This window comes from Streptomyces sp. NBC_01142 (assembly GCF_026341125.1).
GTDB lineage: Bacteria > Actinomycetota > Actinomycetes > Streptomycetales > Streptomycetaceae > Streptomyces.
Genome location: NZ_JAPEOR010000003.1, coordinates 1782026 through 1804664, shown reverse-complemented (window position 1 = coordinate 1804664; position 22639 = coordinate 1782026). Strand labels below are relative to the sequence as shown.

Sequence of the window (22639 nt, the reverse complement as noted above, 5' to 3'; positions counted from 1 at the left end):
ACCGTTCGCCGAACTTGTAGCCGGTGCCCTGCGGGCGCTCGCGGAGTTTGCCGAGGCCGCCCTTGACCGTCGACTTGATCGCGGAGAGCACCGCGGCCATGTCCGGGTCGTTCTGCTTGTGGGTCTCCATCGCGGCCAGGAACTCGGCCTCGGACATGCCGCTCGTGACACCGAGGTCGGCCATCGTCGCCTTGTAGGCCTCGCTGATGTGTTTGTACCAAGGGTCCAGGTACGGGCCGGACTCGGTGCGGATCCACGCCTCCAACGGCCCGATGGTGACCGGGAGCTGGAAGGTGTGGATGAGCTCCTGGGCGTAGGCGACGGTCGGTGTCGCGTACCAGGCCGGACCCGTGGGGCGGGTGCCGTGCGGCGTGAACGGCGACGGGAGGCGCGGGTCCAGCTCGATGCCGGACAGGTCGACCAGCCAGGACCCGGGCGTCTTCTTGTCGAAGGCCGGCGTCTTGACGTGGACCGGCGCTGACAGGCCGACCACGAGCCGGTTGGCGGCGGCGAGGAAGGCGGTGTTCACGTCGATGCCGACCGCGAACCGGCGGGTGCATTCAGCGTCGGTGAGCAGCTGCGGGTCACGCGTCCACTCGTACGCCTCCTCATCGAGGACCTCGGCCGGGGTGCGCTGGTGGGTGCGCGGGTACAGGGCGGCGACGACCGGGTGTTCGGCCGGGGCCTCCACCGGCGCCGGGTCGACCGCTTCGGTGAGCGAGCCGGGCACCGGGCCGGGCACCCACGTGTCGGTGTCCTCGTCCTTCACGGCGCGGGTCGGCGGGCGCAGCGCGGTCATCGTCTCCAGGCCGGAGACAGCGGTGGAACCGCGTGGGGTGATGACCCGGGTCGCGTACGTGCCGAGCACGGCGGCGACGTCGGCCGGCGGCAGCTGGTCGGTGTCGCCCCAGGAGCGGGAGTCGAGCGCGCCCCACGGCAGGACCGCGAACTGCACGCAACTGCGCTGGCCGCCCTGCGCCGGGCGGTAGATCCGCGCCCACGGACCGAAGCCGCGGCGGGTCAGCCGCCACTTCGCCTTGGTGATCTGCCTGACGACCTTGTGGTCCTCCGGCAGCCGCAGGCCGCGCCGGTCCTCCAGGCGCTCGGGGAGACCGAGCCGTTCGGCGGCCGCGGCGGTGAGAATGATCAGCGGGTCGGCGTCCTTGCCCGACGGGTGCAGCCGGGGCGCGCCCAACGCGGCGTCGTTCAGGACCCATTCGACCAGCGCGGGGATCGTCTTGGCGGGGCAGTCGAGGAGCAGGCCGCAACGCAGTACAGCGAGCCGTCGCCGTCCAGCACACCGAGCGGCCCGTTCGCGAAGCGCGAGTCAGCCGCGGCCGCTGCCTGGGGCGGCTTCGAAGTGGCCTTCTTCGCGGCCGGGCGCCGCGACGTCGACGGCGTGGCCGTGTCCGCCGAACGAGCCGGGGCAGCGGTCTTGGAAGCCTGGGCGGGCTGGGTGGTGCTGCCAGAAGCGGTCATGCCGCCAGGCTCAGCAACCGTGCCTGACAGTGGACGCGTCCGCGCGGATGCAGGCGCCGATGGTGCGGGGGGCGTGACCTGGGCAGGTGCGGCAGCGTTGGCGGGGTAGAGCTCGGCCAGCTGGGCCAGCAGCCGGGCATACGCCTCGCGCTGCGGGGGCCGCGGTTCGGTCTTGCCGTTCTCCCACGACACCACGGTCGGGCGGCGCACCTTCAGCGCCGTGGCCACCTGATCCTGGGTCAGCCCGTGGGCCTTGCGCAGCCGCTCCCGCTCAGCGGGCGGGGGCAACGGGGACTGCCCGGCGATCAAAGCGTCGACCGCGTCGAACAACTCAGACATGCAACACCTCCTCCCCCAACCTAACACGGAACCTAACTTCCTGCGTACTTCTACCGTACTAATTGCGTACACCGGAAGGGTTGCGGCATTGGAAGGCCAGCTCCCTCTGGGCCAGGAGAAGTTGTCCTGTCGCACCAAACCTTGAGCGAATCTCACCGAAGACTGACGGATCACAGTCCGTCTCACCGATTCCTAATGTCGTCTGTCAAGCCGCGAGAGCGATGGGCTGCGTGGGTTCGTAGCACCGGTCGTCGCGGAGTAGGGCCCAGAGGACGTTGACACGGCGGCGTCTTTGGCGTCGGTCTTGCCTTCGCCGCGGTAGCTCTCTGAGGCGCGGTGGATGGCCCGGCCGGAGATGTAGTGCACCGGCTGGTCGTGATTGAGGAGGATCGTGATGACCAGGGCGGCTCCGCCGTCGGCCAGGTCGATGCCCCAGGTCACATCGTCGCCCAGGGCCAGGACGTCAGTGAGGAGTTCGAGGAGTTCAGGCTCGTCGTTGGCGACGCGTCGAGACAGCAGCCGGTGGCCGCTCTCGTCGATCGCGACGCAGTGGTGATGGGTCTTGCCTGCGTCGATGCCGGCCCAGATCGCGGCCATGTGGTGCCTCCGTACGGTGTGCTGCGGGTGCTTCCCGACGGACGACCTCGCTGTCGATTCCCTAATCCCTTGTTAAGGGCAGTGCTGGAGGAGATTGATTCCGCCAGTCTGTTCGAGTACGGGGCTGCGACATCTTTCGATTCCCGGGCTGTAGGAAGCCTCTCCGTAGATCGATGCGTGGGCCTGGTACTCGTGGTGATGGTCGGACGGGTGCCGAGCGGATGCCTCCTCACAGAACGTGCCCGTTGAGGCCTCCTGCGAGCCCGGGGCGTTTGGGTGCCTTCCCGGCCATCCCCACGAAGCGAGCTGGCTGTCGCGTGGATTCCGGACGAACGCCTGTGTCCTACCTGGTTGGCCGATGCCTCTTGAAAGAGCGGCGGCGTCCGGCGTCTTCGCCTCAGTCAACTCGCCGTGGTGGGTTACGTGGGCTTCGGGTGGAAGCCTTGTACTTACCCGGCCTGGTGCCCAAATGCAGATCGTGCGGCATCCGGCGCCCTCGCAGTACCCCACGCAGAGTCGGGTGTTGGCGCCCGCTGGCGCTGGGCGGACGCCTGTTGCGGTCCTGGCTCTGATGCCTTAGCGCAGAGCGGCGCTGCCCAGGGCCGTCGAGCGTCAACACTCCTCACTTGATCACTCGTTGGTGTTGGTGGTGCGAGCCCGCTCCACGGTGACCTCTCACGAAGCCCGAGCCCTACGAGCTCCCGCATAGACCGAGGCCCGCGGAACGAGCTGGTGCCACGAACGGCTACTGAGGTGGCGGACCGGCCAGCATGGCTGAGTCCTGGGATTAGGTCGCCGCGTGGTTCCTCACGAGCTCGTGACCAGCAGAAATCGCATGATGGAGGGGAAAGAGTTGATCTACTGCGGAATCGACTGGGCCGAACGCACACACGACGTCGCCCTCGTCGACGACAGCGGCCAGTTACTGGCCAAGCGGCACATCACCGACGACATGACCGGCTACAAGATCCTGCTGGACCTGCTTGCCGAGTACGGCGACACCGAGCAGACCCCGATCCCGGTCGCGATCGAGACCTCCCGCGGACTGCTGGTCGCAGTCCTGAGGACCGGCAAGCGGCAGGTGTTCGCCATCAACCCCATGGCGGCCGCCCGCTACCGCGACCGGACGTCCGTCTCCCGCAAGAAGTCCGACCCCGGCGACGCCCTGGTCCTGGCCAACATCTTGCGAACCGACATGCACGCCCACCGGCCATTGCCGCAGGACAGCGACCTGGCCCGCGCGGTCGCCGTCCTGGCACGTGCACAGCAGGACGCCACGTGGAACCGGCAGCAGATCTCCAACCAGCTCCGCTCCCTGCTGCGGGAGTACTACCCCTCCGCGCTGGCCGCCTTCGAGTCCTGGCGCAACGGTCTGTGCCGGCCGGAGGCCCACGAGCTCCTCAAAGCCGCTCCGACACCCACACGCGCCGCGCGGATGACGCGCACGCAGCTGCAGGCGGCTCTGAAGCGAGCCGGGCGCCAGCGCGGCATGGCAGCCGAGGCCGACCGGCTCCGGGAGGTTTTCCGCGCAGACTGGGCCCACCAACCGACGCTGGTCGAGGATGCGCTCGGCAAGCAGATGCTCGCCCTCCTCGTCCAACTCCAGGCCGCCTGCACCGCTGCCGACGACCTCGCCAAGGCGGTCGAAGAGGCTTTTCCTCAGCACCCGGACGCTGAGATCATCCTCAGCTTCCCCGGCCTCGGCATCCAGATCGGCGCCCGGGTGCTCGCCGAGATCGGAGACGACCGCAAGCGGTTCGCCGATGCCCGTGGACTGAAGGCATACGCCGGGGCCTCACCCATCACCAGGGCCTCCGGGAAGAAGTCCAGCATCACCCGCCGGTGGGTGAAGAACGACCGTCTCAACCACGCCGGCTAACTCTGGGCCTTCTCCGCCATCACCGCCTCACCGGGCGCCAAAGCCCACTACCGCCGGCGCCGCGACGGCCACGGAGACTGGCACGCCGCCGCCCAGCGCAATCTCTTCAATCGCATGATTGGCCAGCTCTACCACTGCCTCCAGCAGTGTCAGCGATATGACGAGGCACTGGCTTTCCCAGCTCCGTCCAACGAGATGGAAACGGCGGCCGCATAGCCCGGCACCTACCGGGCGGGAGGCCGCACCCAGGGATGGAAGCGCTGGCCGGGTGCCGCATCGTCGCGCCAGTACCTCAGAACGGTTTCCTGGACGATGTCGAGTCGCTCTGCGGCAATGAGGCACGAGACAGGCTCCTGCCCGCCGGCGTCGGCGTCGAAGGCTACGACGACGGGCGGCTCCTCGCCGAGCTGACGAGCGAGTTGCAGAAGCTCGTCAGGCGACGGGGTGCGGAAGGTCGGATCGTAAAAGCCCGATGGGCAGCTGACGAAGAACGGGTCTCTGAAAACCAGCTCCAGGCCGTGGTAATAGGACAGATCATGCCCAGCAGCAAGCCGGAACTGTCCGCCGTCCCAGGCCACCACATCCCAGTCCCACCAGTTCCCTTCAGGGAGCTGGACAACGGCACGCAGTCGCTCGTCGTCCACCCTCAACTCCTCATACCGTTCGAACAGATCGACAGGCTACACAGCGACTTGAGGCCCGCAGCTTGACGGGTTAAGCGCCTGAGGTGTCTACGGAGCCATCATTCGCAATTCCTAATTGGCAGCCGAGTCGTCGTGGGGCGTCGGGCGGCCAATCGATGGAAGCCACAAGCAGCAGAAGTTTGAAAGCCACACCCGACGCCCCTGGGTGGGCCAACCATACGAAGGGCTCGCCCAGTCCCGCAGACAACGTAGGGAAGTTTGAGTGACTGTGGCACCGGGTGTTCCGTCGCATCGAATCGCGGCTTGTCGCGCTGCTCTGTGTACCGATCTTGCGGTGCCGGGGGGCCGGGACAGGTTTGAGTGAGACCGTGCCCCGCTTTGGGGTGGCTCTTGTCTCGGTGCAGGTGGCTTGTCTCAATCCAGCGGACATCGTCCTGGTGTGGACGATGAGGAGAGCCCCTGAGCGGCAGGGGCAAGGCGGCCGGTGTCGAGGCGGCCTGGGTCCAGGAGGGCGTCGAGGGGGTGTCGGTGCTGCGGGTCATACTCGTGCTGCGGCGTCGCCCGGGCACCGCAGCACGAGGGGAGCGACATGGCTGAGGTGCTGGTTTTCCACCACGGGCACGGGCTGACCGTCGGCGTCCGCGAGTTTGCCGAGCAGCTGCGACGGGCCGGACACACCGTCCACGTCCCGGACCTGTTCGAGGGACAGGTCTTCGGTAACCTCGAGGAGGGCATGGGTTACGCCGAGGACGCCGGGTTCGGCACGGTCATCGCGCGCGGAACCGCCGCCGCCGAGGGGCTGCCTGCGGACCTCGTCTACCTCGGGTTCTCGCTCGGCGTCCTGCCGGCGCAGAAGCTGGCCCAGACCCGCCCCGGCGCCAAGGGCGCGCTGCTGCTGGAGGCATGCGTCCCGGTCGCGGAGTTCGGCGGCGCCTGGCCCCACGATGTCCCGGTCCAGGTCCACGGCATGGATGCGGATCCGTTCTTCGCCAGGGAGGGCGATGTGGACGCGGCCCGCGCGCTCGTCGAGACGACGGCGGATGCCCAACTGTTCCTCTACCCAGGCGACAAGCACCTGTTCACCGACAGCAGCCTTCCGTCGCACGACGAACACGCCGCAACGCAGGCCACCAATCGAGTGCTGGACTTCCTCGACCGCATCAAATAGCCCGGCACCCTCGCGCCTCAGAGGCTACTTCGTCGGTGCTCCAGCGGAGATCCCCCAGGCCACAGGTCGCCTGCTCCAACCTCCGCCTCCAGGACCGGGGCGTCACGGGCCCGGAAACTGCCACCTTCACTGCGAATCCTGAAAGAAGACGTCTCATCATCCTGACGAGGTCCAGCTCACACAGCACCGACCTCGCCATGATCGATGAGACGCGCACTTGATGCTGGCCGCATCCCTTCCAGGACACCTCGTCTCACCCTCCGTGAGTCGCGCCTCAACCTGTCACCCTGCAGGTCAACGGCTCCACCTCTGCAAGATCCAATGAGAAGGGACACCGGGCTCCGATCACGCCAAGCAGGTACTCACTGATTCCGCTTTCCTGACGTGAACGGGCCGGACACGGGGGCTACACACTTGTCGACAACGGTCTCCTCGCCGGCCGCCGAGCCCTCCAAGCAGAGCCGTCCGCCCTTGTCACGCAGGTCGAGGAAGAACCGTGTGGTCGCACCCGACTGCTTCAGGTCGTGAATGCGCTCGTCGACATAGCCGAGGTCGTTCAGGATCGTCCTGACCTTGGCCGGGGTGGGATCCACCAGATCCCAGAGCGCCTGGGCGATGCGCTCCTCATGGAGATTGCTCGCGCACCAGTCACGAGCATTCAACTCCACTTCCGGCCCCGCCGTGGGGGCGATGGGCTCGACGTCCGGCGGTGTCTCCACCGCACCGGGCGGCAGTGGCAGCGCCGGACCGCTCGGCGGCGGCTCCGGCGGGGCGCTCGGGGGACAGGACTGCTCGACCCTGTCCAGTATCTCCGTGAGGCTGGGCCGGGCCTCGGCGGTGTCAGCGGGCTCGCTTTGCAGTCCGCCGGCGCTTGTCTTCTCGGTGCCGCAGGCGGCGAGCGCCAGAGCGGCAAAAGCTGTCATCATGAGCGCGTGCCGTGGGCGGCGCGGGAAGCGGGTAACCGTGCTGGTCGGGGCAGGGGTTCGTCTCATGTGCCAAGTCTGTGATCAAGCCGCCCCCTGCACGTGAGTACTCGTACTCACGTGCGCAGGAGTACTCGCTCAAACTTCCCTACGTTGTCTGCGGGACTGGGCGAGCCGGCGCGAGGCATGGGCCGGAACAAACACAGCTCACTGGAGGAAACGCTCTGTGACACGCAGACGATCACGGCGTGCCCGACATCGGCGTGCTGGGCGATCACGGCAGAGGGGAGGCGAGGGCCGGGGCGGGGCGGGGGCTTTTGTCGGGGTGGTTGTGGATCCAGGACAGAGCGCCGAGGTCGAGGCGCTCTCGGGTGCGGGTGACGGCGACGTTGGCGAGGCGTGCCTCAGCGTCGTCGATGGGGCCGGGGTCCGCGCCGCGCGCAACGCACGACGACGTCGCGGCCAGAGGCGAGACCCTCACCGACCGTGCTCTCTGCAACTCCCCTTCGGGGCAAGCCATCATGGATCGACACGGAGGAGCGGCACATGCGTGCTGGTGGCCCTTGCACTCGTGCCGGGGCGGCAGACCAGGAGCCAGCCGCATCGGTTTCCTGCACTTCAACCAGGGCGGATTCGAACGACGGGACCGTCGACACCAGTGTGTACTCAGGGGCTCTTCCGAGCCTTGGATGTTCTTTTCCCAACAACCGGCCGTAGCCTGCACCCCATGAGTCACTGACACGAGACAGCGACGGTGACCTGGACCGAAGGGAATCCCCATGGCCACAACAGCCCGCACACCGGAGAGCATCACCGCCACAACAGCGTTACTGGAGGAGGAACTTCCCCACCTGGAAGAGCACCAGCAAAGGCTCGAGAAGGAACTCTCCTCGGTCACCGACCGGCTGACCTCGGTACGAACTGCACTCGCCGCACTGCACGCACTGTCCGGCACCGCCCACGTGCGACCGTCCACCTCTGACACGGAAACGGTGCCCCCGCCCGCCTCCTCGGCCGACGCCGAAACGGCCAGCGATGCTCCCGCCCCGCCGGTGACAGCGCACGAGGACACATCTGCCGCCGCGCCCCGACGCTCCGGCACCCGCCGCAAGGCGCCCGCGAAGAAGGCCGCAGCACAGAAGCAGAGCAGGCGCCCGGCAAAGAAGACGGCATCCGCGAAGCCCGCCAAGGCGCCGAAGACAGCGAAGCCGGCAAAGACGAGGGTCGCGAAGAGCACCGCAGGCGCTGCAGCCCCTGCAGAGAGCGGAGGTCTGACCGAGCAGGTGGCGGCCGTTCTCTCGAAGTCTGGTAGCAAGGCGGTGCGGGCCCGTGATGTCGCTGAGGCCCTGGGCCGCGGCGACACGCCCAATGGCATCAACACCGTCCGCAGCACACTCGACCGCCTTGTCGCCACATCGCGGGCCCAGCGTGCCGGCCGGGGCCTCTACCAGGCACCCGCCAGCTGATCCCCGTCCATGCTCGACGGGCCGACCCACGGAGGTCAGCACCGAGGCCGGATCTCTGACCTTCGCGTACGACGCGGCCGGGCGCGAGACCGAGCGCCGACTCGGAGACGGCGTCGCGCTGAGCCAGACCTGGGACAAGGCCGACCGCCTCACGACCCAGTCCCTCACCGCTCGCACATCGGGGGCCGGCCGTCTCCTCCAGCACCGCGCCTACGCCCACCGCGAGGACGGATACCTCACCGAGATCCGCGAACTCACCTCCGGCACACGCCGGTTCGACCTCGACCGCATGGGGCGAGTCACCGCCGTACGAGCCCACGGCTGGACCGAGACGTACGCCTACGACGCAGCGGGCAACCTCGCCCACGCCACAGCGCCCGGGCATGCCTCTCCGGGCGACCGGGAATTCACCGGCACCCTCATCCGCAGTGCCGGCCGCACCTCGTACGAACACGACGGGCAAGGCCGACTGATCCGCAAGACCCGCAAGCTCCTCAACGGCCAGCAGCGCACCTGGACGTATGTCTGGAACGCCGAGGACCGCCTGACCGAGGCGACGACGCCGGACGGCGAGCACTGGCGGTACGCATACGACCCGCTGGGCCGTCGCGTCTCCAAGCAACGCCTGGTCGACGACGGCTCCACCGCCGAGCGCGTGGACTTCACATGGGACGACACATGCATGGCCGAACGCGGGACGTCCGAGGGCGCGTTCACAACCTGGGACTACGCCCCGGGGACCCACCGCCCGCTCACTCAGACCGACCACAGACCACTGATCGCAGAGTCAGGCGAATCGCTGCTGGCCAAACTGGCCGAGGACACCTCCGCCGGTCACGGCGCGCGCTTCCACGCCGTCATCACAGACGCCCTCGGCACGCCGACGGAACTGGTCACATCCGAAGGCGCTCTGGCCTGGCAGCGTCGCACGACCCTGTGGGGCACGGACTTTCCCGCCGCGACGGATGACGCGCTGTCCGTGGACTGCCCCCTCCGCTTCCCGGGCCAGTACGCCGACTCCGAAACCGGCCTGAACTACAACTGCTACCGCTACTACGACCCGGAAGCCGGCCGGTACATCAGCCCTGACCCACTGGGCCTGGAACCTGCGAACAATCATCACGCCTATGTCGTGAACGCCCTTGGATGGACCGACCCGCTCGGCCTGGCGCCCAAGTGCGGAATAGATCTCTCGACTGCCACCCCGTACAGCGGCCGTTTCCCCAAGTCGGCCGACCCCGGCGCAGTGCTGGTCCGCCGCAAGGAGGACGGCAGTGTGACGGCATACGCTGTGTACGACCAGGACGGCCTGCCACTGAAGCGGGTCGATGTGGACCCCGACTCCGCGCCGCACGGCCCGGTTCCGGCACCTCACGTCCTGGAAACACACAAGAACACAAATCCCAAGACAGGTCAGGTATTCCTTACCTGGGACAAGATGCCCAGACCAGCCCGGCCTGATGAACTGCCGCAGTGAGGGACACCGCATGGATCCGATGAACGACCCGCAGATCAAGAACTGGGCAGAGGCTGCAGGCGCCGGCCTCGACTACCTGGACTTCCTCTCCCAGCGAGTGGGGCTCTCCGAGTGGATTGCCCTGTCGCGCGTCTTCCTGCCCGAATTCGTCGAGGTGGAGGGGTGCGTGCTGTGGGACCGTGCATACGAGCCCGGCAACTTCCGGACGTGGCACGACCAGCTGGGCGGCGACGCGACATCGATCGAAGCGGTCCTGAATCAGTTCAGGCTGTGGCAGCACATCGACATCGGCGAGGACCCCGAGTCCGAGGCGAACGCCCTCGCGCTGGCCCAGGAGATCGCGACCGTGTGGCGCCTCTCTCTGCAACGGACCTTTCCTCAGCGGATCTTTGACGTGCAGGCCAACGACACGGTGGACGGCCCGGTCGTCTCCTTCACCAGCCTGGCGTGACCCTTCAGGGACCACAGTGGCCGCAGCCGGATGCCGTTTATACGCGAACCTGACGTCGTACGACAGGAGCGCAACCGGGAGGCTCTCGGGCGGCCGTGCCGGGATGCGCTGCTGCAGCGGGGGCGATGTGCCGGACGGGTGCGCTTCGCGGGGGACCTGGGCGGCACGAGCAACCCGGCGACGGTCCCGTAGGCGGCGAGGAGGACCAGGAGCATCTGCACAGCCCGAGCGTACGAGCCAGGAGATCGTCGCTGGCACGGTACCGCCGTCCTGAGTGCTGCGCTGGGCTGCTCCCTGCTGAGAGGAGTTGAAGTCCTCTTCTCCTGTATGAGAATGAGGTGTCAGCGGCCATTTCCCGGATACCTACCGGCTCTGACGCGTAAATAGCAGCAGGTCAGGGTGGGTGTGGGCAGGACTGGGTGCCCGGTGGCCGTGGAGGGCTGCCGGGTGTTCGGGGCTGTCGGTCAGGCTGCGTTCTCCCTCGGGTTGAGGGTGACGGTGTAGCCGAGCTGGTTGAGCTGGGTGATGGCTCGGCGGGTGGCGCGTTCGGGGTCGCGTTGGGTGAAGTAGGTGCCGCCGAGTTCCTGGTAGGCGACGTTGTCGGTGAGCATGTGCCAGATCGCGGTGATGATCGAGTGCTCGACGGCGACCAGTGCCCGGAGCGGGCCGCGGCGGGCGGTCAGCCGCTTGTAACGGGCCTGCAGGTAGGTGTCCTTGGTTCTCACAGCGCCGAATGCCGCGAGGCCGAGGGCGCCTTTGAGATAGGGGTTGCCGGGCCGGACCTTCGTGTTCTTGGTACGGCCGGCGGACTCGTGGTGGCCGGGGCAGACCCCGGCCCAGGACGCGAGGTGTTTGGCGGAGGCGAACCGGGTCATGTCCCCGCCGGTCTCCGCGATGATCACTTCGGCGGTGGCCTGGTTGATGCCGGGGATGGTGTCGAGGAGGTCGAGGGCGCCACGAAAGGGGGCCATCGCCTCCTCGATGCGTCCGGTGAGCTGGTCGATCATCGTGGTGAGCTGGTCGTACTGATCCAGATACAGTCGGGCCAGGAACGCGTGGTGCTCGCGGAACCGTCCGGTCAGGGCCTCGGTGAGTTCGGGGATCTTGTTGCGGAGCTTGCGTTTGGCCAGGTCCGCGAGGACCCGCGGGTCGGCTTCGCCGCGGATGAGGGCTTCGAGCATGGCCCGGCCGGAGACGCCCATGATGTCGGAGGCGACCGCGGAGAGTTTGATGCCGGTGTCCTCCAGGAGTTTCTCCAGCCGCTGGACCACACGGCCGCGTTCACGGGTGGCGGTGGTCCGGGCCCGGGTCAGGTCGCGCAGTTCGCGGACCGGCTCGGGCGGCACGAAGGAGGGCCTGACCAGGCCGTGGGCGCCGAGCTGGGCCAGCCAGGCCGCGTCCGAGACGTCCGTCTTGCGGCCGGGTAGGTTCTTGACCTGCCGCGCGTTGACCAGGACCACGTCCAGGCCCTCGGTCAGCACGTAGTAGAAGGGCTTCCAGTAGTCACTGGTCGCCTCGATCACTACCAGCGTCACCTGTGCGGCGAGCAGATGGTCCCGCAGATCCAGGACCGCGTTCGTCGTTGATCCCCACGTCGTGGTCTCGGTCGTGAAGGACCCCCGCCGCTTCGTACTCGGGGTGCGGACGCAGACCTTGGCGTCCTTCTTGCTGATGTCGAGGCCGGCGCAGCGTTCGTGCAGTACGTCCACGGCCTTGCTCCCTCCCTGGCGGACGGACCCGTCGTACGCCGTTCCGGGAGGACCAGGGTGGATCAGGAATTCTGACGCACGTGCTTCGCAGCAACACTCCACGGTTCCCGTGGACGGTCCCCAGCACCACGCTGACCTGCGAGCTCACCGGCATCACAGAGGCATCGGTTTCGGCCGGAACGAACCGCTCCAGCATCCCGGACCGGCATCAGCCCACGTCAGGGCAGACAGAAGCACCTCCGGCGCACGCCACGGCATTTACCACGCCCCCGGCGCGCACCGAAGGTGCGCTGGATCGCTGACCTGTGGAAATACCAATCGCGTCGCGCGGGTGCCGGTACTTGCGCCGGAAGCTGCGCCGGTACCGGTGCCTTCCGGTATCTACCTCGGTAGCTGCGCCGGAAGTACCCCGGCTTGGTGCGACGCGCTGGACACGATGCTCACGGCAGAGGCTTTGCCGACGCGTCAGTGGAAGCCCAGCATGCCGGGCGAGTCGATGTCGACGGTGACCACGCCGGGCGGGTAGGCGTCTTCGTTGCCGGTCAGCAGGATCGACAGGCCGGTGAACTCCGGGCGGGGCAGTGCGCAGTACAGGGCGTGGCAGGTGTCCGGGCCGCCGTAGCCGTCGCGGATCATCGTGCCGACGCTCACGGCGGCGATGGTGTCGAGGCTGTCGATGACGACGGAGGAGAAGGCGAGCAGGCGGCGGGCGAGGCTCTCCTCCTCTGCTTCGGCCTGCATGAGGCACAGGGCGGGGACGCTGAGGCGGTCGCCGGGTGTGTGGGCCATGTTGCCCGCGAGCAGGTTCAGCGTTTTGTGGCCGCCGGCGAGCGCTTTGACGGCGCTGGTGTCGAGGATGATCACGCGGCGGTGCCTCTGGCGGTCCGGGCCTTCTCGGCGGCGATCTTGTAGATGTTGCCGAGTACGTCGGGAGCCTGGTCGAACTCCTGACGCGTAAATAGCAGCAGGTCAGGGTGGGTGTGGGCAGGACTGGGTGCCCGGTGGCCGTGGAGGGCTGCCGGGTGTTCGGGGCTGTCGGTCAGGCTGCGTTCTCCCTCGGGTTGAGGGTGACGGTGTAGCCGAGCTGGTTGAGCTGGGTGATGGCTCGGCGGGTGGCGCGTTCGGGGTCGCGTTGGGTGAAGTAGGTGCCGCCGAGTTCCTGGTAGGCGACGTTGTCGGTGAGCATGTGCCAGATCGCGGTGATGATCGAGTGCTCGACGGCGACCAGTGCCCGGAGCGGGCCGCGGCGGGCGGTCAGCCGCTTGTAACGGGCCTGCAGGTAGGTGTCCTTGGTTCTCACAGCGCCGAATGCCGCGAGGCCGAGGGCGCCTTTGAGATAGGGGTTGCCGGGCCGGACCTTCGTGTTCTTGGTACGGCCGGCGGACTCGTGGTGGCCGGGGCAGACCCCGGCCCAGGACGCGAGGTGTTTGGCGGAGGCGAACCGGGTCATGTCCCCGCCGGTCTCCGCGATGATCACTTCGGCGGTGGCCTGGTTGATGCCGGGGATGGTGTCGAGGAGGTCGAGGGCGCCACGAAAGGGGGCCATCGCCTCCTCGATGCGTCCGGTGAGCTGGTCGATCATCGTGGTGAGCTGGTCGTACTGATCCAGATACAGTCGGGCCAGGAACGCGTGGTGCTCGCGGAACCGTCCGGTCAGGGCCTCGGTGAGTTCGGGGATCTTGTTGCGGAGCTTGCGTTTGGCCAGGTCCGCGAGGACCCGCGGGTCGGCTTCGCCGCGGATGAGGGCTTCGAGCATGGCCCGGCCGGAGACGCCCATGATGTCGGAGGCGACCGCGGAGAGTTTGATGCCGGTGTCCTCCAGGAGTTTCTCCAGCCGCTGGACCACACGGCCGCGTTCACGGGTGGCGGTGGTCCGGGCCCGGGTCAGGTCGCGCAGTTCGCGGACCGGCTCGGGCGGCACGAAGGAGGGCCTGACCAGGCCGTGGGCGCCGAGCTGGGCCAGCCAGGCCGCGTCCGAGACGTCCGTCTTGCGGCCGGGTAGGTTCTTGACCTGCCGCGCGTTGACCAGGACCACGTCCAGGCCCTCGGTCAGCACGTAGTAGAAGGGCTTCCAGTAGTCACTGGTCGCCTCGATCACTACCAGCGTCACCTGTGCGGCGAGCAGATGGTCCCGCAGATCCAGGACCGCGTTCGTCGTTGATCCCCACGTCGTGGTCTCGGTCGTGAAGGACCCCCGCCGCTTCGTACTCGGGGTGCGGACGCAGACCTTGGCGTCCTTCTTGCTGATGTCGAGGCCGGCGCAGCGTTCGTGCAGTACGTCCACGGCCTTGCTCCCTCCCTGGCGGACGGACCCGTCGTACGCCGTTCCGGGAGGACCAGGGTGGATCAGGAATTCTGACGCACGTGCTTCGCAGCAACACTCCACGGTTCCCGTGGACGGTCCCCAGCACCACGCTGACCTGCGAGCTCACCGGCATCACAGAGGCATCGGTTTCGGCCGGAACGAACCGCTCCAGCATCCCGGACCGGCATCAGCCCACGTCAGGGCAGACAGAAGCACCTCCGGCGCACGCCACGGCATTTACCACGCCCCCGGCGCGCACCGAAGGTGCGCTGGATCGCTGACCTGTGGAAATACCAATCGCGTCGCGCGGGTGCCGGTACTTGCGCCGGAAGCTGCGCCGGTACCGGTGCCTTCCGGTATCTACCTCGGTAGCTGCGCCGGAAGTACCCCGGCTTGGTGCGACGCGCTGGACACGATGCTCACGGCAGAGGCTTTGCCGACGCGTCAGTGGAAGCCCAGCATGCCGGGCGAGTCGATGTCGACGGTGACCACGCCGGGCGGGTAGGCGTCTTCGTTGCCGGTCAGCAGGATCGACAGGCCGGTGAACTCCGGGCGGGGCAGTGCGCAGTACAGGGCGTGGCAGGTGTCCGGGCCGCCGTAGCCGTCGCGGATCATCGTGCCGACGCTCACGGCGGCGATGGTGTCGAGGCTGTCGATGACGACGGAGGAGAAGGCGAGCAGGCGGCGGGCGAGGCTCTCCTCCTCTGCTTCGGCCTGCATGAGGCACAGGGCGGGGACGCTGAGGCGGTCGCCGGGTGTGTGGGCCATGTTGCCCGCGAGCAGGTTCAGCGTTTTGTGGCCGCCGGCGAGCGCTTTGACGGCGCTGGTGTCGAGGATGATCACGCGGCGGTGCCTCTGGCGGTCCGGGCCTTCTCGGCGGCGATCTTGTAGATGTTGCCGAGTACGTCGGGAGCCTGGTCGAACTCCTCGTCGCTGATGTCGATACCGATCTCGCGGCGCACAACTTCCCGGTCGGCGGCAAGCCGTTCGGCGCGCTGCGCGGCGGTCGGCTGCTCGGCGGCCAGGGCCTCGACGAGCTGGCCGATGCTCAGGCCGCGCTCCTTCGCGAGCTCGGCGAGGTGATCACGGGTCTCCCGCGGAACCTGAATTGTCGTCGATGCCATAGCGCCACTATAGAACACCCACAGGGCGCTGTGCAGGGGTCTATAGGAAGCGCTGCGCTCGACGGATCCCAGGCGTCGAGCGCCGCGGGCAGCCCACCCCGTTGCGAATAACGGGCGACCCGGGGGTTCCTCCACCGCCGCAACGTCGGACGGCGGGGTGCCGGTGGATACCCGGTGCACCGGGTGCTCCCTTCGTGGTGGTGCGCGATGCCGGCAGCGGGGTACTGCGGGGGCGTCTGGGGTCAGCCGAGGATGCCGATGTGTCGCACGTGCTCGTACTTGCGGCAGTCCGAGCCGAGGTCGCTGATGATCTCGAGGCCGAACTGGATCTCCGCCTCATCCGGTTGCAGTGCTTTGACGGTCTCCGAAACTTGCACCAGAGCAGGGCGGACGCGCGCCAGGGCCTCGCGGAGCGAGGTCTCAGCGCGTCTCACCACACCGTCGTCAGCAGCCAGTTCGAGATCCGACCCGGCCAGGCCGGTCTCGACTTCGAAGACAGCGCTGCCTTCGCCGTCGGCAACAGTCATCACGACCAGTTCTGCCATCCCAACCACCCGCATGCTCAGCCTGACAAGGCGATACCCATCCTGAAGCATTCGGTGAGGCCTGACCGGCAAGTTGGTCTTTCCCAGCCCCATGGACCTGTGCGAGCGGAGTCCGGCGGAGTGGCCGCATCGATGGGGCACGGCCGCCTCGTCCAAACGTTCCAAAAACCTGCCCAGTCCTTGCCACGGTGCTATGTCGCCGACCGCACGGTGGAACCGCCGTCCCCCGGACACCCGGGCCTGCGGGCTGGCTCTGTACGTAGGGACAGCACTTCGACACCGGCTGAGCGGTGTCGTGCTGGTCGGCGTCGAAGGCCGTCCAGGTGGCGGGTCGGAGCAACTCGGCTGTCAGCGAGGGCAGTTCACGGCCTACATCGGTCGGAGGAGGTGCCGGGAGGCCGGTAAGAGAGGGTCACGGCCTCGCGAGGAGTTCCACTGAATCGGCTGCTCGCCGCGGACGCGCCGGCAGACCGTTCCGCCGCGGGCGTAGCCCGTTGGCCGGCTCGGCTGCCGATGGCGCGAGCCGGGCGTTGCCCTCCCTGGGATGTGCACGCTTGTCAAGACCCGATATTTCGTGAGTTCCCTGGCTTGTTCTGTTCACGCATTATCGAGTCAATCCGTACCAGGCGATCGGTAATTGTGGGGAGTTTCAGATGTCTACAGCCCTGTCACGTCGCACCCTCGTCAGTGTCCTGGCGACACTTATGGCCGCGACGGCGATATCCCAGGTTCATGCCCCCGCGGCGCACGCACACCACTCGCCGCCCAAGCAGTGGTCGCTGCAGTTCTCCGGCGGCGTAGCCAAGACCGATGAAATGCTGGCGCTCTACAACCAGCGTGAGAAGGACTACCTCTACTACGCACATCGTGATTCGGGCATCAATCTCAAGTGGAGCGCTTCTGTCAAGCGGGAGTGGAAGTTCGTGAAGTGCGGTGCGGAGGGGACCTCCGGTCCGATCCGTTTTGACCAGTCGCTCGCTCTCTACAACGCTTCGATCAAGCGCTACGTGACCTACGAGAAGCGGAGTTGGGGCATTAACCTGGGCTGGTCGAAGGCGCCGAAGTGCCAGTGGAAGGTGCGTGGTGGTGCGGCCGGAACGAGGGTCGGTTCGTCGCCGGTGAACAGCGCGATGCTGTTCAACAGCGTGGTGAAGGACTACCTCGTCAATGCTTGGCGTCCGGTGGGGGTCAACCTGCGCTGGTACACCTATGACTTCAGCACTCAGGCCGTGGATTCGGCCATCAAGGGGACGTGTGCGATCGGAGGCCTGAGCAATGAGGCCAAGATTGCTTGCGGGTCTCTCAAGGCCCTCCGGGAAATCGAGAAGGCCCTGGGATACTCCCTGACCTCGCAGAACTCGCTGTCAAGGGTCTGACCGCCCAGCGGGATGCGCCTTCGCCCGGAGGGAACGAAGATCACCGAGGTTCTCGTTCCCGTCCGGCCGGAGGTGCTTTCGCGTGTGCGTTCAGAGCCTCTCCGGGAGTCCGGGAGAAGTTCTGAACGCAGCCTTCCGAAAAGTGTTGGTCCTGGTGCCGTCCGCGGCTCACACCAGTGTCGGACAGCACCGGCACGGGCGTTTTCCATCGGGGCCGCCCGCCGGTCACATCCCTTTCCGAAAGGGGGCGACGATGCTCCTCTCCGGACCGTCGGACACTCTGACCCGTCGGGTGCCGACGTCAGCTTCCCTCCGGCACACCGCCCGGCAGGCTGTCCTCACCCTCCCCTCGCAGGAGGTGTCCGTTCCCGTCTCCCGCCACTTCACCGACGATCTGCTCGTCCGGTGGGGGGTCGCCGAGGACGAGCGGGACTCGGCCATGCTCGTCGTGGACGAGCTGGTGGCGAACGCCGTCCAGCACGGCCATGCCGACATGACCCTCCTCCTGGTCCTCGACGAAGACATGCTGCTCATTGCCGTCGCCGACTCGGGCCCTGCGGTCGCGAAGCAGGCCCCGCGGGCCGATATCGCCCCCGATGAGCATGGCCGCGGCACGGGAATCGTCGAGTTCCTCGCGCTCTGGACCGAGATCCACGACAGCGACGAGGGCCGCCGCGTCCGCGTAGGCCTCCGTGTCACGAACATCCGGCCCTGTTGAGCGTGTGGCGGCCGGGGGTCGCCGTCCGGAGCCGCTGGGTGAACGGCCGTGCCACCGGCCACCTGCGGGCTGTCGCCGGTCGGGGGGATGAGCGGGCCGCCCGTGCCGCTGCTGGTGTCCCTGCCGGCGACGAGCGGCGGAGATTCCCCGGCATTTTGTGTTGGTCTTCCTGCCTGCCCCGGCTCTCACCTGTGTAGCGGGACGAAAGGCCCCGCCGGAGCGCAGGAGGTGGTCTCGATGATGACACCGCGGACGACCCGAAGCTCCCGCCTCGTCTCGGCCTCCTTGCGCAGTGTCGCCGTCGAGGCCGCCTGGACCGCCGCAGACTTCACCGCCACGGCATCGCACAGCGTTGCGGTCATCATGATCGTGGCGGGCGTGCAGGCGTTTCTCACCTTGCGCGAGACGGCTCGGCGGCATCCGGGCGGGTTCCTGCGTTCGGCGGCGCCGCTGCGGGCCCGGGGCCGGCGTGCCAGGGCCGCGGCGCTCTTGCGTATGGCGCTCCACCTCGCCGGGGCCGCCTTGGGTCCGGATCATGTGGTGACGGAGGGCATACTCAGCGGCTTCGCGATGTTCTTCGCGTACACCCGTGAGGTTCGCAGGTCACGCCGGTCGCCCGATGGACTTCTGACCGCTTGCCCCGGACGTTGATGTCGCAGCCGTCCGGTTGGGTCGGCCCAGGGGCTATGAGGCCCCTGGGTCGCAAGGCCGCCGCTACAGCTCGAACGCCAGAGCCAGCCGGATGAGTTCTGCCTGGGTGTGGACGTCGAATTTGGCCCGGATCCTGCGAAGGTAGCCGTCAACGGTGTGCACCGAGATGCCGATACGGCGGGCTGTCCCGGCGTAGGTACGTCCCTCTGCGATGTGCCGCAGGACCTGCTGTTCCCGCGGAGACAATGCAGGGTGCGATGGCTTCGGCACAGGGGAAGGTGCATCGTGCATGTCACGTGTCCCTTGTCAGGCGGAACCTGGTGTCCCGCTCACAGGCAGGAGCCTCGACCGCCCTCGATGCCAGCAGATTTCCGGGTGTTTCTTCCCCGCGCGTTGCCCCGTTCGGCCGCCTGTGGACGACGGTTACACGTACGCGGACGTCACCGAACTCGCCGTGACCTCACGCTCAATCGATTTGCTCGTCTGGCGGCGCATCGGGAACAACCGGGTCTGACGGAGAGGTATCCACCGGGTCTGGTGGCACATCGGGAACAACCGGCGGAACGTCCGGGTCTGGCGGCACATCGGGAACAACCGGGTCTGACGGAGAGGTATCCACCGGAGGTGGTGGCACTACGGGAACGTCCGGGTCTGGCGGAGAGGTGTCCACCGGAGGTGGTGGCACTGCGGGTGGCGGTGTGTCCGGCTGCCGCGGGGGCGGAGGCGTGACGCCCGGTGCAGGTGTGTCGGGGGCGTACTTCGGCGGGCCGGACGGTGGCGGCTTGGGGCCGCCGGGGGGTCCCAGGGTCTCGCCCGGTCGCAGTGTCTCGTGCGGGCCCAGAGTTCTGTCGCCGACGAGGTCTCCCGGTTTCAGCGTGACGCCTGGTGGCACTGTGCCGCCGGGGGTCACCACGGTGGTGCCGGGGGTGGGGTGCTCCTGGTCCCCCGGCCCTTCGCCCGCTGCCACCCACAGCCAGGAAGCGGCGATCAGGACTCCTGCCCCCACGGCGCCGGCCGCCACCGTCTTGCCCGGTGAGGGGGTCATGCGGCGCGACCACACGTCGCGGGGCATCGGCCAGCCGTTGTCGTCGAACCGGGTCGCCCGCTCGGTCACCTCCTGTCGGTGCTCGTTCCCCGCCGGTTCGAAGACGGCGTGGAGCACCGGTTCGCGGAGTTCCGAGGGCAGGACGGGGACCGGGAGCAGGCTGAGCAGTGCGGAGGCACGGACCTCGCGGCGCTTTCGGTCACCGCACATTTCGCATCGACCGATGTGCCGGTTGATGCGTTTGCGCAGCAGCACGGTCATTGTGCCGTCGAAGTCTTCGAGTATCTCGGCCAGCTCGGTGCAGTCCTGCCGCTCGTTGCGCGCCAGGATCAGCGCGGCCACGGAGTTCTCGAGCTGTTGCCGTGCCCGGGACAGCAGCGCGTGGGTGTGGTTGAGCGACAGTCCCAGCACCGATGCGAGATCGGCGCCTTCCAGGTCTTGTCGCAGGGAGAGTTCCAGCACTTCGCGATCGCGTGGGTTGAGTCCTTCGAGAGCGTCCCAGACCAGGGACCTCAACTCGTCGGTATGCAGGCCGGCATCGAGGTCGACCGTTTCGTCGCGTACTTCGCCGGCGTCGTCGAGCCCAGTGGTACGGCGCATGCTGCGCAGCTGATGCAGGCATTCGTTCCGGGCGATCGAATAGAGCCAGGGGCGCAGACGGTCGGGGTCCCGCAGCTGGCTGATGCGCTCATTGGCGAGGACGAAGGTGTCCTGCAGGGCATCAGAGGCTGCGTCACCATTGTGGAGAATTGTGCGGCAGTAGCCGTAGAGCCGACTGGCGTAAGTGTCGTAGGCCGCTGCGAGGCCTCTGGGATCGGCAGACCGCATGGCGGACACCATTCCGCGGTCGTCCATGTTTTCGACGGTAGGCTTCATGGCTCACCTGTGCATCTCGGCATCCGGGGGCGGGCCGGCAGTGGTTCCATCCCTTGTGTCGTCAAGGCTTTCCGGGTAATCGAGTTCGCCTCTAGCCACGAAGGTCCGTCACTTGACCGATGTGGACGGCCGGTGTAGGTGTCCGCGGTTGGTCGAGCCGGATGCCGGACTGTGGGTCCGGGCATCCTGGACCGCGCCACGGTTCGCCTGTGCCGTCAGTGTTCGTCCGGGAACAGGAATTTGATGACTACGCGGATCCCTGCCGCGTTCCGGCAGGGTGCGGGAGCGCTCAGCGGCGGTCTGACGAAGGATCAACATGCAGACATTGCATGTGCGGATCGCTGAAAATTGTCATGGCCGGGGGGAGATCCGGGCCGGGTTGTTGAAATGCTGAAGGTTTCACCGTGGTCTGGTCAGGGTGGATTTCAAAGTAAGTACGGCGGAGCGTCCAGGCGATGAAGCGGACTTCGTATATCGGCATCCATGTGTGATCTTCGCGAGTCCGCTCGGCCCTGCCCGATGCCCTGTGCGGCGTCGTGTCCGGACCACTGTTTGTGTCATCTCTCAGTAGGGATTCGTCATGCCGGGGGAAAACAGTCGCGGAAAATTGTTGGTGTCCGGCTCGGTCGGGACTCCTGTATTTGAGCGGGGCACCAGGCCCCGCCTGAATGAAGGAGTGCAGAATGCGTCGGCACCATGCGCATGTCATCGCCGCGGTGGCCGGGGCAGTGGCGTTTCTGCCGCTGACTGCCCCTGCAGCGTCGGCCCAGGCGCTGCCCGCCGGGCGCGTCCATGCCCCATCCACCGGGCCGGTGGTCACCACCCTGGTGACCGGGGACCGTGACCACCGGGACAAGCCGGCCCCTTCCGGCTCGGGTAGCCGTGACCACCGGGACAAGCCGGCCCCTTCCCGGCACCACCCGCCCGCAGGCTCGGATGCCAAGCCGGTCCATGCCGGCCCCGGCGGCGTCACGGCAGGACGGGATCCCGAGCCGGTTCATGTCGGTCCCGGCGGCGTCCCTGGCGCAGAGAACGATGGCAAAGACACGAAGGACGACGAAACGGCCGGCGGGGGGTCCACCGGCAGCGGATCCAGCGGCAGTAGCGGATCCATGAACGACGACAGCTCCACCGGCGAAGGAGAGGGTTCGCAGGACGACAGCTCCACCGGCGAAGGAGAGGGTTCGGGCGGCGCAGCTGGTACCGGTGACCCGATGCTCCCGAACGACCGGGGCAGCCTGGGGGGCGAGGGCCGGACCACGCGCCCGGACCAACCGTCGTTCCAGCACCACCTCCCCGGGGCCGCCGTGGCAGCTTCGGCCGTGGCGGCGCTGGGGTTCGGCAGTAGTGCCGCCTGGCTGGCGCATCGCGGGCGCCGTAGCGGAGGACCAGGGACCTGAGAACGCGGGTGAGGACACTTCGCGTCTTCGCTCCGCGCGGCGGCGGGCTGGTCCATCCTGATCGGCCCGCCCAGCCGGGGTGGACGTGAACGGGGTCTGGCGCTGGTCTTGTGAGGCGGCCTTGCTGGACTGGGCGTGCTTGGGGTGTGTGGTTCTGGGGGTTGGGGCGGGTGCTGCCGCATCTGCCGAATGTGGTGGTGGAGTCGGCCGAGTGGTCTGGGGGTGTGCTCAAGTTCCGGGTTCGGTGCGGTACTTCGCCGGTGTGCTGTCCTGGCTGCGGGACTCCCGTCGGTCGGGGGGGTACTGGGGGCATGTGTGACGGCTTGCCGACGCGTCGGCCGGTGGTGTCCCGGCGGTCGTGATCGAGGTGCTGGTTTGCCGGTTCACGTGCGCCGGCGAGGGCTTGTGCGGTGGTGATGTTGCTGAGCAGGTCACGGGGCTGGCAGCCCTCGTGCCGGATGCACGCT

At 67.7% G+C, this 22639-nt stretch carries 19 protein-coding genes and 3 pseudogenes; 9 read left to right on the top strand and 13 right to left on the bottom strand.

Annotated elements, in window-relative coordinates; genetic code table 11:
* Together OG883_RS42455 and OG883_RS42450 are read right to left on the bottom strand one after the other, a co-directional pair.
* Positions 1 to 1818: pseudogene (locus OG883_RS42455) on the bottom strand (helix-turn-helix transcriptional regulator); the annotation flags it as partial.
* Positions 1819 to 2097: 279 nt separating this feature from the next.
* Positions 2098 to 2415: pseudogene (locus OG883_RS42450) on the bottom strand (IS110 family transposase); the annotation flags it as partial.
* Between the two features lie 835 nt (positions 2416 to 3250).
* On the opposite strand from OG883_RS42450, the pseudogene OG883_RS42445 reads away from it, so the two are divergent.
* A pseudogene (locus tag OG883_RS42445) lies at positions 3251 to 4510 on the top strand (IS110 family transposase).
* An 8-nt stretch (positions 4511 to 4518) separates the two neighbouring features.
* On the opposite strand, the gene OG883_RS42440 reads toward OG883_RS42445, so the two are convergent.
* Positions 4519 to 4938 carry a hypothetical protein gene (locus tag OG883_RS42440; RefSeq protein WP_266553060.1) on the bottom strand — a complete coding sequence of 140 codons (420 nt, stop codon included), beginning with the start codon at positions 4936 to 4938 and terminating at the stop codon, positions 4519 to 4521.
* 589 nt (positions 4939 to 5527) lie between these two features.
* Between OG883_RS42440 and OG883_RS42435 the strand changes: the two genes are divergently transcribed.
* Positions 5528 to 6106 (top strand): dienelactone hydrolase family protein, encoded by a 579-nt coding sequence (locus tag OG883_RS42435; protein WP_266553057.1) that lies wholly within the window; start codon positions 5528 to 5530, stop codon positions 6104 to 6106.
* A 362-nt stretch (positions 6107 to 6468) separates the two neighbouring features.
* Here the strand turns inward: OG883_RS42435 and OG883_RS42430 are convergent, their stop codons facing one another.
* A complete protein-coding gene (locus OG883_RS42430; protein WP_266553054.1) occupies positions 6469 to 7098 on the bottom strand; it encodes a hypothetical protein in 630 nt (209 codons plus the stop codon).
* A 205-nt stretch (positions 7099 to 7303) separates the two neighbouring features.
* Entirely contained in the window at positions 7304 to 7510 is a 207-nt protein-coding gene (locus tag OG883_RS42425) for a hypothetical protein (protein ID WP_266553341.1), read from the bottom strand.
* Between the two features lie 298 nt (positions 7511 to 7808).
* Here OG883_RS42425 and OG883_RS42420 point away from each other — a divergent pair, with 298 nt between their 5' ends.
* From OG883_RS42420 to OG883_RS42405, 3 genes are read left to right on the top strand one after another with little or no spacing between them, the layout of a single operon-like run.
* Positions 7809 to 8495, top strand: coding sequence for a hypothetical protein (locus tag OG883_RS42420; protein WP_266553051.1), 687 nt, complete (start codon positions 7809 to 7811; stop codon positions 8493 to 8495).
* On the top strand, positions 8434 to 9972 hold the full coding sequence (locus tag OG883_RS42415) for an RHS repeat-associated core domain-containing protein (protein WP_323181073.1): 1539 nt from the start codon (positions 8434 to 8436) through the stop codon (positions 9970 to 9972). Before OG883_RS42420 ends, OG883_RS42415 begins: the two co-directional genes overlap by 62 nt.
* Before the next feature lie 10 nt (positions 9973 to 9982).
* Positions 9983 to 10423: a hypothetical protein gene (locus OG883_RS42405; protein WP_266553048.1), complete on the top strand. Its 441-nt coding sequence runs from the start codon at positions 9983 to 9985 to the stop codon at positions 10421 to 10423.
* A gap of 464 nt (positions 10424 to 10887) precedes the next feature.
* On the opposite strand, the gene OG883_RS42400 is transcribed toward OG883_RS42405, so the two are convergent.
* The 6 genes from OG883_RS42400 to OG883_RS42375 form a co-directional block, all read right to left on the bottom strand.
* A complete protein-coding gene (locus OG883_RS42400) occupies positions 10888 to 12132 on the bottom strand; it encodes an IS110 family transposase (RefSeq protein ID WP_266533284.1) in 1245 nt (414 codons plus the stop codon).
* Positions 12133 to 12597: 465 nt separating this feature from the next.
* Entirely contained in the window at positions 12598 to 12996 is a 399-nt protein-coding gene (locus OG883_RS42395; protein ID WP_266553045.1) for a hypothetical protein, read from the bottom strand.
* A 175-nt stretch (positions 12997 to 13171) separates the two neighbouring features.
* Positions 13172 to 14416 (bottom strand): IS110 family transposase, encoded by a 1245-nt coding sequence (locus tag OG883_RS42390; RefSeq protein ID WP_266533284.1) that lies wholly within the window; start codon positions 14414 to 14416, stop codon positions 13172 to 13174.
* Between the two features lie 465 nt (positions 14417 to 14881).
* The gene (locus tag OG883_RS42385) at positions 14882 to 15280 is read right to left on the bottom strand and encodes a hypothetical protein (RefSeq protein ID WP_266553045.1); all 399 of its coding nucleotides are present in this window, start codon (positions 15278 to 15280) and stop codon (positions 14882 to 14884) included.
* Entirely contained in the window at positions 15277 to 15561 is a 285-nt protein-coding gene (locus OG883_RS42380) for a hypothetical protein (RefSeq protein ID WP_266553042.1), read from the bottom strand. Before OG883_RS42380 ends, OG883_RS42385 begins: the two co-directional genes overlap by 4 nt.
* 242 nt (positions 15562 to 15803) lie before the next feature.
* Complete coding sequence (locus OG883_RS42375) at positions 15804 to 16106, bottom strand: CU044_2847 family protein (protein ID WP_266553039.1); 303 nt, start codon at positions 16104 to 16106, stop codon at positions 15804 to 15806.
* A gap of 653 nt (positions 16107 to 16759) precedes the next feature.
* Here OG883_RS42375 and OG883_RS42370 point away from each other — a divergent pair.
* The 3 genes from OG883_RS42370 to OG883_RS42360 all read left to right on the top strand — a co-directional run bounded on the left by OG883_RS42370 (position 16760) and on the right by OG883_RS42360 (position 18851).
* Positions 16760 to 17482, top strand: coding sequence for a hypothetical protein (locus OG883_RS42370; RefSeq protein ID WP_266553036.1), 723 nt, complete (start codon positions 16760 to 16762; stop codon positions 17480 to 17482).
* A gap of 292 nt (positions 17483 to 17774) precedes the next feature.
* Positions 17775 to 18200 (top strand): ATP-binding protein, encoded by a 426-nt coding sequence (locus OG883_RS42365; protein WP_266553033.1) that lies wholly within the window; start codon positions 17775 to 17777, stop codon positions 18198 to 18200.
* A gap of 237 nt (positions 18201 to 18437) precedes the next feature.
* Positions 18438 to 18851, top strand: coding sequence for a hypothetical protein (locus OG883_RS42360; RefSeq protein ID WP_266553030.1), 414 nt, complete (start codon positions 18438 to 18440; stop codon positions 18849 to 18851).
* 63 nt (positions 18852 to 18914) lie between these two features.
* Here OG883_RS42360 and OG883_RS42355 read toward each other — a convergent pair whose 3' ends face one another.
* Together OG883_RS42355 and OG883_RS42350 are read right to left on the bottom strand one after the other, a co-directional pair.
* Positions 18915 to 19097: a response regulator transcription factor gene (locus OG883_RS42355; protein ID WP_266553027.1), complete on the bottom strand. Its 183-nt coding sequence runs from the start codon at positions 19095 to 19097 to the stop codon at positions 18915 to 18917.
* Between the two features lie 220 nt (positions 19098 to 19317).
* Positions 19318 to 20751, bottom strand: coding sequence for an RNA polymerase sigma factor (locus tag OG883_RS42350; RefSeq protein ID WP_266553024.1), 1434 nt, complete (start codon positions 20749 to 20751; stop codon positions 19318 to 19320).
* A 704-nt stretch (positions 20752 to 21455) separates the two neighbouring features.
* Here OG883_RS42350 and OG883_RS42345 point away from each other — a divergent pair.
* On the top strand, positions 21456 to 22172 hold the full coding sequence (locus OG883_RS42345; RefSeq protein ID WP_266553022.1) for a hypothetical protein: 717 nt from the start codon (positions 21456 to 21458) through the stop codon (positions 22170 to 22172).
* Positions 22173 to 22639 lie beyond the last annotated feature (467 nt).

What these genes read in the sequence shown, in the direction of transcription:
- OG883_RS42350 (WP_266553024.1), bottom strand. Translation starts at nt 20,751, where the DNA reads ATGGACGACCGCGGAATGGTGTCCGCCATGCGGTCTGCCGATCCCAGA.
- OG883_RS42345 (WP_266553022.1), top strand. Translation starts at nt 21,456, where the DNA reads ATGCGTCGGCACCATGCGCATGTCATCGCCGCGGTGGCCGGGGCAGTG.
- OG883_RS42430 (WP_266553054.1), bottom strand. Translation starts at nt 7,098, where the DNA reads ATGAGACGAACCCCTGCCCCGACCAGCACGGTTACCCGCTTCCCGCGC.
- OG883_RS42360 (WP_266553030.1), top strand. Translation starts at nt 18,438, where the DNA reads ATGATGACACCGCGGACGACCCGAAGCTCCCGCCTCGTCTCGGCCTCC.
- OG883_RS42380 (WP_266553042.1), bottom strand. Translation starts at nt 15,561, where the DNA reads ATGGCATCGACGACAATTCAGGTTCCGCGGGAGACCCGTGATCACCTC.
- OG883_RS42405 (WP_266553048.1), top strand. Translation starts at nt 9,983, where the DNA reads ATGGATCCGATGAACGACCCGCAGATCAAGAACTGGGCAGAGGCTGCA.
- OG883_RS42420 (WP_266553051.1), top strand. Translation starts at nt 7,809, where the DNA reads ATGGCCACAACAGCCCGCACACCGGAGAGCATCACCGCCACAACAGCG.
- OG883_RS42375 (WP_266553039.1), bottom strand. Translation starts at nt 16,106, where the DNA reads ATGGCAGAACTGGTCGTGATGACTGTTGCCGACGGCGAAGGCAGCGCT.
- OG883_RS42370 (WP_266553036.1), top strand. Translation starts at nt 16,760, where the DNA reads ATGTCTACAGCCCTGTCACGTCGCACCCTCGTCAGTGTCCTGGCGACA.
- OG883_RS42435 (WP_266553057.1), top strand. Translation starts at nt 5,528, where the DNA reads ATGGCTGAGGTGCTGGTTTTCCACCACGGGCACGGGCTGACCGTCGGC.